Below are 12,521 nucleotides of genomic sequence, written 5' to 3' on the forward strand. Positions count from 1 at the left end.
AGATTTTCCGCTCACTGCTTATCATCTTGTATCCCTTTCCTTTGATCCCTTTTTTGAAAAGTGATCGAAAAACATGTTCGCACGACCGGAAGAAACATTCCTTTTCCATCAACAGCTTGAGCTGACTCAGGTTCACGGTACTGCACTCATTCTCATTTTCAAACAGAAACAGCCGTTTCCAATGCTACTTCAAACATATCATGAAGCATTTTTTCTTTTTGCTCGGAACTAATCATTTCTTTGGTAAAAACATGATCCGAAACCGTTAACATCGATAAAGCTTTGACCCCGTGTTTGGCGGCAATGGTATATAAAGCTGCTGTTTCCATTTCAACGGCCAACATTTGATATTTTGCCAATAATTTATAGTCCGCTGAAGAAAGTTCATAGAAAAAATCCGAAGTAAAGACAGAACCAACCTGAATGGATTGTTTCTTTTCCAAGGCGATCTTGTAAGCTTTCTGCAACAGATCAAAATCAGCGGTTGGTGCAAAGTCAATTCCAGGCAGACGTTTATGGTTCATTCCCGAGTTGGTTGAAGCACTCATGGCTAAAATCAAATCCATCACTTTTACATGGGGATGAATCGATCCACATGTGCCAATACGAATCAGATGTTTCACTCCATACTCTTCGATTAACTCGGTAATATAAATCGAGATCGAAGGCATTCCCATACCGGTTCCCTGCACAGAAATCTGCTTTCCCTTGTAGACTCCTGTATATCCAAACATGCCTCGAACCTGGTTATAGCAAACGGGATTTTCCAGGTAAGTCTCCGCAATATATTTCGCTCTTAGTGGATCTCCCGGTAACAGGACTGTTTCTGCGACTTCCCCCTGCTTTGCTGCCAGATGAAAGCTCATAATCCCAACTCCTTATCCACTTCTATCATCAATCTGGTTTGGAAATGAAAATCTGACATCGGTCTCATGATTTTAGGTATACACCATCATGACCGTTGATATCCATCCCCTTCATCATTTAATATCACTTTTCATTCCTTCAAAAACATACATAGAAATTTTTATTTTAAAAAATAAATTTTCTGATTTAGATAAATAGACTTTATTTTTTATATCAGATATAATAAATATATAAAAATTCATACAATTAGGAGGTAAATCTTATAATGAAGAAGCGCCATGTACTGCTTTCGTTCACACTCGCTCTTGGCTTGGCATTAGCGCCTTTTCTTTCCAATTCATCTACCTCTGCTGCAGCAAGCAAGCTTCCGTCCAATGCCCTGATCTCTAACAAAGGTACTGTTATTACACCAGAAAAAGTGAAACGCTTTGCAGCAACGAGCAAAAAGAAAAATGCAGCAACTGCCTACCGCGGAAATGGAAAATTGAAAAATGCCAAGGAAACGGTTGTGAAAAAAGTACAACCAGTCCGATTTGGATCCTATGATATCGGTATCCGATCCGTCATCGGTACAGATGACCGAACACGCGTAACGAACACGACAACCTATCCTTATTCTGCGATTGCTCATATTGAGAGCAGCATTGGTGGCTGTACAGGTTGGATGATCGGACCACGCACACTGGTTACAGCAGGACACTGTGTATACGATCCTGATACCAAACAATGGGCTACAGATGTAACGGTTACTCCTGGCCGAAACGGCACAAGTAAACCATATGGTTCTGCAAAGGATATTGAAATTTTTGTTTCTGCCGGTTGGGGGCAAAATGGAGATATTGGACATGATTATGCTGTGATTATCTTGGATCAGGAAATTGGCTATGCAACCGGTTGGTTTGGTTATCGTTGGACCTCTTCCAGCTTAACAGGTGTTGCAGAAAATATTAGCGGATATCCTGGGGATAAAACATATGGCACACAATGGCAGCATGCAGACAAGATTCGCAAAACTGAAACATATCGATTATATTACGCAAATGATACTTATGGTGGACAAAGCGGTTCGCCTGTATATCAAAAATATGAAGCCTCCTGTGACGGACCATGCGCAATTGCAATTCATACTTATGGAGCAGGTGGAACCTCTTATAATAGCGGTACACGAATCACGGAAGAAGTATTTGATACCTTGAACTATCTAAAAGATTATTAATACACAAAAGCGAGGGAGGTTATCTCCCTTGCTCAGCTTGTTGACAAAGTATCCTTTATACGCCAGTTTTCCTTTTCCATTTCACTCCCGCTTTATAAATACGAGCAAGAAGTCGTTCAACTGGAAAAGAAAAGCCGGGTTTGTCAACGGTCTCAGCGAGGGGATTATCTTTCTGAAGTCATCCATTCATCACCAAAACATTATTTGTCTGATACTTGCTCAATCACATAGCCGCTCGAAAATTCCTCCCAGTCCCATTCATGATCCATTACACTTTGCGTAACCATTTCAAACATTTCCTTTTTAGAACATGGACGTATTTGATATTTCCCAGGCACTACACGAATGGCCAATATGTTTTTTTCTTTTTTATCATACTGGCTGTAAGACAGAAGGACATGTATGTTCCCCTCTCAATGGCGGAATCATTTTATCTAACTTTTCAGTAAATCAGGAAAACTTTCATTCGAGTATTTAATTAAACAAAAATATAAGAATATATCTATATGATACCATGAAATCATTACGATATGGGAAGATCCAGTTTTATTGTCACATATCGGATTATAAAATATCTTTCCACCTCTCAAACACGAAAACGAAGGGAATCACATCTTTCATCCACTTCCGTCTGACAAGAATCGAAAGTAGTCAAGAAAAAATGCGATTCCCTCTTTATCCAAATCCATCTAATATAGGTTCCCTTACTCAAACTGTATGCTTTTTACTACTTTTGGCAGATCATCATTAACCATTTTCGTTAACTTTTGAAACTTGTCTTTGACCTCTGCTTTAACATTACCGCTTTTATCGAAATAATCGGCAGGCGGTTCATTAGATGGCTGATAGGCGATGGTCTGTCCATTTTTGGATGCAATATAGTTCCAAATTTCGCCAAATCCTTTTTTATCCCATTCCTCTTTTGATGGAATTTGGAAAATACTGATCTTGAAAATAGATGCCTTCCCATTATCAAATTCAAAAGAAATCGTCTCTTTCAATTCTGGAATGGATTGATCTTTGCTGACTGGATCCGATTTCACTATAAACAAACCATCCCACTCACTTGGCAACTTCGCAGTGAAATGATGTTTGGTATTTTGATACAAAATGTGGTCTTCCTTTTTCGTGATCACATGCTCTGCTTTTGGTACACTTTCCTCTGAGCATGCTACGATCCCTATACTCATCAGACAAATGAAAAGAAGAAGACATAATTTCTTCAACATCCATCTCCCCGCTTTTATTCGTTTCTGTGTCAGATTCCTACTTGCACTGCAACATTCATTTCCAATCCAAAGTCCCCTAAAAACAGAACCTGTTTATTCCATTTCTTAAATAACATGCTATAAAACACACAAAGAAATTATATCATCATTTTCTTTTCATAGGATAAAAGCGATTCATTTATCATTTTTTTGTTTCATTTATTCCTTTTATTTGAAAATAAATCAAATAAAAAACACCTTCCTAATCAAACGATTGGGTGAAGGTGTTTCTTCTATGGAGACTAAATACCCTCAAATAAATTTATGTTGATGTTTTCATCTTTTATTGTTTTTGATAATAACATCGATCTTCATCGGGGGAACGTTCAAACTCTTGCATAATTAATGTATCCCCATCGATCTGGTAGGAAAGCGTACCTTGACCACCACCCAGACCTGTCATGATTCTCCAGAACAATCTGTTATCATCCAAAATTTGATACTCTGCTTTATATGATTTACCTTTTCTAGTCGTCACAATCATCGTTGAATCATCAAGCACTTCCAATGAATTCAAACAACCACCTTGACCATATTTATATGTTGTTTTCTGATAAACCCATTTTCCTTCAAGGTCATTCGATCCACATCCTGCCATGAACAATAAAACAGCCAAAGTTAACAGAGAAACCAATGATCTCATATTCCCACTCCTTTTCTTGATCAACAAAGGATTTGTAGTGATAATCCATTCAATCGAAACGAGAAATCAGATCGTCCCACTTAGGCTTTTGAATACTATCCATTATCTTGGAGAACGAATTTGTAACAGTTCTACAAATACTTTGATCGTCTCCATTAGATCAATCCGATCATCGATGTAATGTTGCATATTATAGCCGTTAAATAAAGCCATTCCCGCAGTCGCCAACGTTCTGGCATCAAGCGGACTGCCTATCAGACCTGCTTTTTTCATTGATTCAAAGTAACGAATAAGGTCCTGTCGCCATGCTTCCATTTGTTCAGCCAACTCTTGTTGAACTTTGGGCAAGTATTGGCAGGTCATGGCAGAATGTATCAATACAGCAGAAAAACCTTGAGCATAAGCCTTGACAACCATGTCAGCGGAAAATTTGATGAAGTCATCGACCAAGTTTCCATCCTCTTTATCCAGTGCGCTTTTTAAATCTTCAAAATAAAAACGAAACCCATCCTGAAGAACCTTCATCAAGAAATCCTCTTTTGTCGCAAAATGAGCGTAAAAAGCCCCTTTGGACAGGCCCGCTTTTTTTACAATCTGGTCGACACTCGTGTTGCTGTAGCCATATTTTGCGAACAGCTCAATTCCCGAATCCACCAGCTTTTGAATGGTACGTTCTGACATTTCGTGTTGTTTCATAGATGCGCTCCTCATATCCATTATTTTCTGAATAGATATATTAATAATAAAATAACAAACTGTTATAATAATTATATACCGACCAGTTGGTTTTTGTAAAGACTTTTGTCATAATGATTTAGAAAATTAGAGAAAAATGTAAGATACACCCATAAGAAAGAAGCCAACAAATACACGATTAAAGTGTAAATGCTTCAAGGAGGGATTTTCATGTCCAAAAAAAAAGGGTTACGATGAAAAAGGCTTACAATCGCAAAAATTTCCGGAGGTTATGAATGCTTCAAACAACCAAAGATCTGATCCAACTCTTTCATTCGCAAGATGCAAACACGCCTGATTATCAAGTCGTAAGAGCTTACGTGCGGTTCATTGAACGCTACGGAAGTGTAGCTGATGTAGAACCCCTGTTTGATCTCTACCTGGAAGACCCCACTGATTTGCGTAGACAATATCTTTTAGAGCCCATTCGTATCCATGGTGACGACACAATGGCGGAAAAAATGTTTCAAGCCTGTTTCGAGGATGGCCAACTCAAAGAAGAAATGTATGGCGGGATCTTCCACTGTCTTGGTTATTTGGGTTATGAACCTGTAAAACCGATTTTATACCAATTGCTGGAACAAGGTGGGCACGCTTTGGGCTTGGATGAATGTTTGGGATTACTTCATTTCTCCTGTGAAGGATATGAAGAAAAGATTGCACAGGAGATCAGAAATTGCTTGGGAAAAAATCTCTTTCCTGAATTTGTCCCTTCACTTCTTTGTAAAGTCCCAGATCCAGCGTTGATCGATGAAGTTTATGAGTCGGGAGGGTATTGGGCATCTACCGACTGCAATGGTGGCATGGTGTTGGGGATTGCCCTCTGTGGCGAAAAAGAACGGAATCGATTTAAATCCATTCTTTGGGACGAGAGGTGGGAAGCAGAGAGCTCCTCTACTGGAACACGCACGTGGGCTTTCGTCGGAATGCAACATCAACAAATTACATTCCGCGAGCTCTTTGAAGACATCAAAGAAGCACAGAAACAGGGTTGCAGTCAAAGAGAACTGAAACATCGTTTATACGTTTTGCTTTCGATGCTAGAAATGAAAATTTTCTATGATTACCGGCCACTCAAGTTTGGAAAATCCCCTGACGAAAGTTACCAGGATATTTACTTGTCCCTGTTTGATTGGTCGACTCCTCACAAGGATGATTCCATCATTGGATGGATTTCAGACTACATCGAGGATCGAGACTATATTCAGAGGGAATTCTATCAACTCAGGGACCATCTGGAGTTAAAACTGGAACAGGAAGTCATGTGGAAATATTTAAGGACATGATTCCTACGTTTGCCCGCCTCTTATTCCAAAATAGCCAGGCACACTAAAAAGCTCCGCTTTCCGGATAGGGAAAGCGGAGCTAGTCTTTATCTCACTTCCTGTTTCGTAAAGAAATGCTTCAGCGCTTCATATACTTGACCTTTCTCACGAATCACATAATACATGAATTTGGGATCTTTGATATGCCGATAAGCTGTCATCAGCGTACTGTGACGATTATACTGGTTGACTTCTCCATAACCAAACAAATTGCTTCGCTTCATCAATTCTTTGACCAAACCGACACAACGTTCGTTGTCAGATGTGAGGTTGTCCCCATCGGAAAAGTGAAAAGGATAAATATTGTATCGATCCGGCGGGTAACGTGAGTCGATGATTTCCAATGCTTTGCGATAGGCGGAAGAACAAATGGTTCCCCCGCTCTCGCCTTTGGTAAAGAACAGCTCTTCTGTCACTTCTTTCGCCTCAGTATGATGGGCGATAAACACGATTTCCACTTTTTCGTATTTGGTTCGCAGGAAGCGTACCATCCAGAAGAAAAAACTGCGGGCAATGTATTTTTCAAAGATGCCCATCGAACCACTGGTATCCATCATGGCGATCACAACAGCATTGGAGTGGGGTATCTGCTTTTCTTCCCACGTTTTAAAGCGCAAGTCATCGATGGAAATTTTCACTTTTCCTTTTTTTCCTTTCAGAGCGTTTCGTTTAATAGCTTCGAGCAAGGTACGTTTTTTGTCGATATTCCCCATAAGGCCTTTTTTCCGCACATCATTAAACTGAATATCATCAACCACAAAATTTTCCTGTTCTTTTTGCACCAAATTTGGCAGTTCCAATTCGGAAAAAAGGATATTTTCCAATTCCTCCATGGAAACCTCTGCTTCATAGTAGTCGAGACCGGCCTGATCACCTGCACCCGGGCCTTTTCCCGGGCCTTTCTGCTCTGCTCCTTCGCGTGCGATCACATCTCCAACTTGACTTTTCCCATTTCCTTGTCCTACATGTTTCCCTTTGTTGAAGTTATAGCGGAACCGATACTCTTCCATCGAACGAATCGGAATTTTGACAATCTGCTTACCGTCCGACATGATAATGCTCTCTTCCGAGACTAAATCCGGCAGATTCTTGCGAATCGCTTCTTTTACCTTCTCTTGATGCCGCATTTGGTCTTCAAAGCCCTTACGGTGCAGAGACCAATCTTCCTGGGAAACGATATGGAGGGGGTGTTTCATACCCAGTTCACCTCCCGTTCTCGTCCGCCAGCCGCCTACCGGTTAAGCAGGCTGCCTACGTAGCGCAGAAGTCCATTGGCACTGGCTGGGGTATAGCCATAATCCTCCACCAAACGTGCAATCACTTCATTGATCTTTTTCAGCTGATTCTCATCAGGCGTTTTGGTTGATGTGGTAATTTTTACAACATCCTTCAGATCTGCAAACAACTTTTTCTGAATGGCCTCTCTGAGCCGTTCATGGCTGTTATAGTCAAAACGTTTTCCTTTTCGCGCATACGCAGAAATTCGAATCAAGATCTCTTCCCGGAATGCTTTTTTCGCATTTTCGGAAATGCCAATTTGCTCTTCGATGGAGCGCATCAATTTTTCATCGGGTTCCATTTCTTCCCCAGTAATCGGATCACGCAATTTGTTCCGGTTACAATAGGCTTCAACATTGTCCAGATAGTTGTCCATCAGCGTCTTGGCGGACTCTTCATAAGAATAAACAAACGCTTTCTGTACCTCTTTTTTGGCGATTTCGTCGTATTCCTTGCGGGCGAGGGAAATAAAGTGGAGGTATCTTTCACGTTGTTCTGGTGTAATCGAAGGATGCTGATCCAAACCATCCTTGAGAGCACGTAAAATGTCCAAGGCATTGATATAATCGACTTCAGTGCGGATGAGTGCACTCGAGATCCGGTTAATCACATATCGTGGGTCGATACCAGACATTCCTTCATCCAAATGTTCTTTCTTCAACTCTTCCACATCAATGTCAGTGATACCCTCGATAAATTCGCCATCATAGAGGCGCATTTTCTTGAGCAGATCGACCCCTTGTTTCTTCGACTCTTTCAAACGGGTAAGGATGGAGAAAATAGCTGCAGTGCGGAGTGAATGAGGTGCAATGTGGATATGGGCGAGGTCACTTTGTTGAATCAGTTTTTTGTAAATTTTCTCTTCTTCTGATACTTTCAGGTTATAAGGGATCGGCATGACAATGATCCGTGATTGCAATGCTTCATTTTTCTTGTTGCCAATGAACGCTTTGTATTCGGCTTCATTGGTATGAGCGATAATCAGCTCATCAGCAGAGATCAAGGCAAATCGACCAGCCTTAAAGTTTCCTTCTTGTGTGAGTGAAAGCAGGTTCCACAAGAATTTCTCATCAAGTTTGAGCATTTCCTGGAATTCCATCAGACCCCGGTTTGCTTTATTCAGCTCTCCATCAAAACGATACGCACGTGGATCTGACTCTGATCCATATTCAGTAATCGTGGCAAAATCCACACTTCCTGTCAAATCTGCAATATCTTGTGATTTGGGGTCAGACGGACTAAAGGTTCCAATTCCAACACGATCATCTTCAGAAAACAGAATCCGCTCAACAGGTACATCTTCAATGCGACCATCATACTCTTCTTTCAAGCGGAAGCGACAAGCCGGACACAGATTTCCTTCGATCCGTACTCCCAGCTCTTTTTCTGCCTCAGGCCGCAGTTCATGAGGTATCAGGTTTAACGGCTCTTCATGCATCGGACATCCTTTAATCGCATATACTGCGCCTTCGTCCGTCCGTGAATACTCTTCCAATCCTTTTTTCAGCAGAGTCACAATTGTTGATTTTCCTCCACTGACCGGTCCCATCAACAACAGAACCCGTTTTCGAACATCGAGACGACGAGCCGCTGAATGGAAGTATTCTTCCACCAGGCGCTCAATGGCCTGATCCAGGCCAAACAGTTCTTTACTAAAGAACAGATACTTTTTATTTCCTTGAGAATCAACTTCTATTCCAGCTCGAGCAATCATATTATATATTCTAGAATGAGCTGTCTGCGCAATTTGGGGATTTTTTTTCACCAGCTCAAGATAGTCTGCGAACGTCCCTTCCCATTTCAATCTTTCTTCGCTTTCACGATATTCGGCCAAACGTTTTAAGATGCTCATGGAAGCCTCCTCTCCCTTAGTCCAACCTCTCAAATAGCAAACCATAAACATCCTTCTGTTAAATAGATTCCCCATATGAACCAGTTAAAAGCATCAAAAATGATAAAAAAGCAAATTTTCAATTGGATTTGGATTCATTGGGAGGATTGCTGCGGGAGTATCCAGAGATGGGAGAATAGAATGGAAGGTAGAGAGGGAACTAAGGCTTATCCAATAATCGCACACGTCGACAACCGAAGACAGTCACTTTTACACATTCTACTATTAGCAAGTTAAAGAATGGAGATAAATAGATACAGGGACTGCCTTTAGTTGCTTCAAAGGAGTTCCTGCAAACATCGATAGGCCCTTATACGTGTCATATCTTCATTTCAAGTCAAACCAAAGTGATTTTCATTCCAAATTCAAATCCATAACAGGTTTCGCAAATCCATTTTCAGGAAACGACATGTTTGATCAAAAAATACTTATTAATTTATGTATTAATATTATACAATAACCAGAATACTAATACAATAAAAATCAATAAAAAAGATAAAATATTCCATCGTACAATATCTAGCTTAAGACCCAAAATCCAGAATCCATTCACAAGTCTAAAGAACTATTAATTGGTATTGACATCCTCTAAGTGTAAAATATTTAAACGTCAGCAAACTTCTCATCGACCACACTGCGTTCACCATCAGAGGGATGAAAAAGGTGTTCTGTTTTCCATAAAGCGAAGGGATGGGTTCCTTGACTGTGATGGTTCAGAGTCGTCACAGAAGAAGGAACCCATCCGAAGCGCGGGAGAAACGTATCCATATTTTCAGGTCTCGCCTTTTCCCTCTTGGAAATAGGCTTGTCTTTCTATTTACACAGAACAAAAAATGCCCGTTTGCTCTCTGATCGCTGCCAACAGATCAGCCAAGCTTCCTTCTTGATCCACACGATACACAGGCTTTCCGCGGTCAATTCGGTTTGTTGTAACCCAGAATGTCTTCATTCCCAATGTTGAAGCAACCATATCTTCTTGCATATCATTTCCGATCATCACACATTCATTTGGCTTTACACCAATCCGTTCAACTATCTCCAGGTAATATTCTGGATGCGGTTTGCAAAAATGTGTTTCTTCGTATACAGTTACCCAGGCAAAAGGAAAATCATGGATACCAGCCCAGCGTAAACGCTCCAATATAGCCGCTTTTGGAAAAACGGGATTTGTCGCTACCACGACTTTATATCCCTGATCCATAGCGGCTTGTACAACTTGGCGCGCCAAAGGTTCAAAACCCGCATGTTCTTTTAATGTTGGAAAGGTATCCCGATAGAAACGATCAACGTCATCGGCGATCCTTTCCCATGCAACGCCAGATTCTTTGCTAAATGCCTGTTCAAATACTTCTTTGTTCGTTTTTTCTTTCTCTTTATTTTCAATCATGGCTGCCGTTGCTTTAAACAGCATTTTGACAAACTTCTCTGGTGGAATGACATGAGCCATTTCCGGGGCCAAAGCTTTCGTATATTGATCGACAAATTGTTCTGTATCCATCGGCAGGAGTGTCCCGTCTAAATCAAATAGTAATGCTTTGATCATAAGCTTTCCTCTTTTCCACCCAATTCTCTATCTTTCTCTTACAATTGATTCGGTTTCTTTCTCCATCTTTTCATTCCATCAATGAAATCGGTCCATTTACTCTTCAAAGTAATTTTTCAGCAATGTTTCTTTTCTCAGTGACAAACATGAACATTGGTCTTGACTGGCATCAATGCGATATAAGCTGTCAAGTAAAATATGACCAATCGTTTTTGACTCATTGTAGAAAATGTCTTTCAAATCTTTATGCTCCCAATCGCGAATAATTCCTTCCGCATAATTCACAACCATATAGATTCCCGCATAACAAGCCCCGATCTCCCGCGCCAAATAGACTTCAGGAGTAATACTTTGTCCAACAATATCGGCAAACCAGGTGCGAAACATTTGCACTTCAGCTCGACTCTCAAAATGTCTGCCATCCGTATTCACATAAATTCCTCTTTTATATACATGTCTACCTTCTGGAAACACCCGTTCACGCGCTGTTTGGTATAATGCCTCAGCTTGAGTTGGACAGATGGGATCACGCATAACCAGAAGATAGGGACTGTCAAAACCAACATCTTGGCGCATAGAGTGGTCGATATAATCATTGGGAATGACCAAATCACGCAACTCTAATAGATGGTTGATCGCTCCCACGCCACCTTCGACAAAAATTTTCTTGACACCCGCTTGTTGGAACACCCAAAACACCTGCCTGGAAGCATCGCCACGGCTTACCACTCCTGGTCGCCAACCATGCATCCGACAAGTAAGAACTTCCTTTTCTCCCACCCGAATCAGCTTAAAGCTGGGGCTTTCACCATAAGGTGTTTGGAAGACCAGACCTTTTTGCAACACTTCTGTATCTTCACGTTCCAAATCCTCTGGAAAGCGAATGGAAAACGTACTCGATCCTCCAATGATGGCATAGTCCACTTTTGGTATCATGTTTGCTGCCACATTAAACCCTCCTTTGATCCTACAAGCTATTCCAAAACTTCATACGCAACTAACGTATAAAAAAAGCGGAGTTTTTCCAAGCGAGTGACTTACAAGCCCTTCCCAGCGAAGAGGCGGAAAGCGAGAGATTTAAATTGCGGGCAATATCCACTGAAGCGTTAGCGTATTTTGCCCGCTTCTCTCGCTTCCGCCTCGAAGCGGCCCTGAGATACTTCCATGCAGGGCGCTGTCGGAACGAGTCGGAAAAACGGAGCGGGTGCCTAAACAGATTTGTAGCTCCAGAGACTTTTAAAATGACTGCTAGACTAAATGGGGAAACTGGAGTTGCCTGAGTGCTTCATATACGACAATCGCTACGGAATTTGACAAGTTTAGAGATCGTTTGACCGGGAGCATCGGAATCCGAATCAATGTATCCTGATGCGCCTCCAAAATTTCAGGAGCCAATCCTTGTGTTTCCTTGCCAAAAACAAAGAAATCTCCTTCTTGATATGTAAAATCGGTATAGAACTTGTCAGCTTTCGTTGTAGCACAAAAAAAGCGCCCATTCGGATATGCTTGCTTTAAGTGGGCAAAAGAATCGTGAAACTGGATATTCAGCTCATGCCAATAATCGAGCCCTGCCCGTTTCAATTTCGCATCATCAATCTCAAAGCCCAGCGGACGAACGAGATGCAAAGTGGCACCGATCACCGAACAAGTTCTGGCAATATTCCCTGTATTTGGCGGGATTTCTGGCTCTACCAAAACAATATGAAATGACACGTCTTCATCACTTCCACAAAAGCATTCTTTGTTTATTGTACC

At 41.1% G+C, this 12,521-nt stretch carries 11 protein-coding genes; 2 read left to right on the top strand and 9 right to left on the bottom strand.

From position 1 onward, the window contains the following. Positions 1-158 precede the first annotated feature (158 nt). Positions 159-866, bottom strand: coding sequence for a purine-nucleoside phosphorylase (gene deoD, locus BMZ78_RS03340; RefSeq protein ID WP_093227993.1), 708 nt, complete (start codon positions 864-866; stop codon positions 159-161). 266 nt (positions 867-1,132) lie between these two features. On the opposite strand from deoD, the gene BMZ78_RS03345 reads away from it, so the two are divergent. Further along, positions 1,133-2,083, top strand: coding sequence for a trypsin-like serine peptidase (locus BMZ78_RS03345; protein ID WP_093227994.1), 951 nt, complete (start codon positions 1,133-1,135; stop codon positions 2,081-2,083). Positions 2,084-2,787: 704 nt separating this feature from the next. Here the strand turns inward: BMZ78_RS03345 and BMZ78_RS03350 are convergent. The 3 genes from BMZ78_RS03350 to BMZ78_RS03360 all read right to left on the bottom strand — a co-directional run bounded on the left by BMZ78_RS03350 (position 2,788) and on the right by BMZ78_RS03360 (position 4,690). Next, positions 2,788-3,312 (bottom strand): hypothetical protein, encoded by a 525-nt coding sequence (locus BMZ78_RS03350; RefSeq protein WP_093227996.1) that lies wholly within the window; start codon positions 3,310-3,312, stop codon positions 2,788-2,790. A gap of 322 nt (positions 3,313-3,634) precedes the next feature. After that, positions 3,635-3,994: a hypothetical protein gene (locus BMZ78_RS03355; protein ID WP_093227997.1), complete on the bottom strand. Its 360-nt coding sequence runs from the start codon at positions 3,992-3,994 to the stop codon at positions 3,635-3,637. A gap of 102 nt (positions 3,995-4,096) precedes the next feature. After that, entirely contained in the window at positions 4,097-4,690 is a 594-nt protein-coding gene (locus BMZ78_RS03360; RefSeq protein WP_093227999.1) for a TetR/AcrR family transcriptional regulator, read from the bottom strand. Between the two features lie 275 nt (positions 4,691-4,965). Here BMZ78_RS03360 and BMZ78_RS03365 point away from each other — a divergent pair, with 275 nt between their 5' ends. Next, positions 4,966-6,015, top strand: coding sequence for a hypothetical protein (locus BMZ78_RS03365; protein ID WP_093228000.1), 1,050 nt, complete (start codon positions 4,966-4,968; stop codon positions 6,013-6,015). Between the two features lie 86 nt (positions 6,016-6,101). Here BMZ78_RS03365 and yhbH read toward each other — a convergent pair whose 3' ends face one another. From yhbH to trmL, 5 genes are all read right to left on the bottom strand, one after another. Then, positions 6,102-7,250: a sporulation protein YhbH gene (gene yhbH, locus BMZ78_RS03370; protein ID WP_093228002.1), complete on the bottom strand. Its 1,149-nt coding sequence runs from the start codon at positions 7,248-7,250 to the stop codon at positions 6,102-6,104. A 35-nt stretch (positions 7,251-7,285) separates the two neighbouring features. Beyond that, a complete protein-coding gene (locus BMZ78_RS03375) occupies positions 7,286-9,184 on the bottom strand; it encodes a PrkA family serine protein kinase (RefSeq protein WP_093228003.1) in 1,899 nt (632 codons plus the stop codon). A gap of 856 nt (positions 9,185-10,040) precedes the next feature. Beyond that, positions 10,041-10,766 carry an HAD family hydrolase gene (locus BMZ78_RS03380; protein WP_093228005.1) on the bottom strand — a complete coding sequence of 242 codons (726 nt, stop codon included), beginning with the start codon at positions 10,764-10,766 and terminating at the stop codon, positions 10,041-10,043. A 96-nt stretch (positions 10,767-10,862) separates the two neighbouring features. Then, positions 10,863-11,714, bottom strand: a complete 852-nt coding sequence (locus BMZ78_RS03385; protein WP_093228006.1) for an MTAP family purine nucleoside phosphorylase — start codon at positions 11,712-11,714, stop codon at positions 10,863-10,865. Between the two features lie 300 nt (positions 11,715-12,014). After that, entirely contained in the window at positions 12,015-12,479 is a 465-nt protein-coding gene (gene trmL, locus BMZ78_RS03390) for a tRNA (uridine(34)/cytosine(34)/5-carboxymethylaminomethyluridine(34)-2'-O)-methyltransferase TrmL (RefSeq protein WP_093228008.1), read from the bottom strand. Positions 12,480-12,521: the final 42 nt, after the last annotated feature.

This window comes from Thermoflavimicrobium dichotomicum (assembly GCF_900114055.1).
Classification (GTDB): domain Bacteria; phylum Bacillota; class Bacilli; order Thermoactinomycetales; family Thermoactinomycetaceae; genus Thermoflavimicrobium; species Thermoflavimicrobium dichotomicum.

Coding starts and splice junctions, on each gene's coding strand:
- deoD (WP_093227993.1), bottom strand. CDS start 866: ATGAGCTTTCATCTGGCAGCAAAGCAGGGGGAAGTCGCAGAAACAGTC.
- BMZ78_RS03345 (WP_093227994.1), top strand. CDS start 1,133: ATGAAGAAGCGCCATGTACTGCTTTCGTTCACACTCGCTCTTGGCTTG.
- BMZ78_RS03350 (WP_093227996.1), bottom strand. CDS start 3,312: ATGTTGAAGAAATTATGTCTTCTTCTTTTCATTTGTCTGATGAGTATA.
- BMZ78_RS03355 (WP_093227997.1), bottom strand. CDS start 3,994: ATGAGATCATTGGTTTCTCTGTTAACTTTGGCTGTTTTATTGTTCATG.
- BMZ78_RS03360 (WP_093227999.1), bottom strand. CDS start 4,690: ATGAAACAACACGAAATGTCAGAACGTACCATTCAAAAGCTGGTGGAT.
- BMZ78_RS03365 (WP_093228000.1), top strand. CDS start 4,966: ATGCTTCAAACAACCAAAGATCTGATCCAACTCTTTCATTCGCAAGAT.
- yhbH (WP_093228002.1), bottom strand. CDS start 7,250: ATGAAACACCCCCTCCATATCGTTTCCCAGGAAGATTGGTCTCTGCAC.
- BMZ78_RS03375 (WP_093228003.1), bottom strand. CDS start 9,184: ATGAGCATCTTAAAACGTTTGGCCGAATATCGTGAAAGCGAAGAAAGA.
- BMZ78_RS03380 (WP_093228005.1), bottom strand. CDS start 10,766: ATGATCAAAGCATTACTATTTGATTTAGACGGGACACTCCTGCCGATG.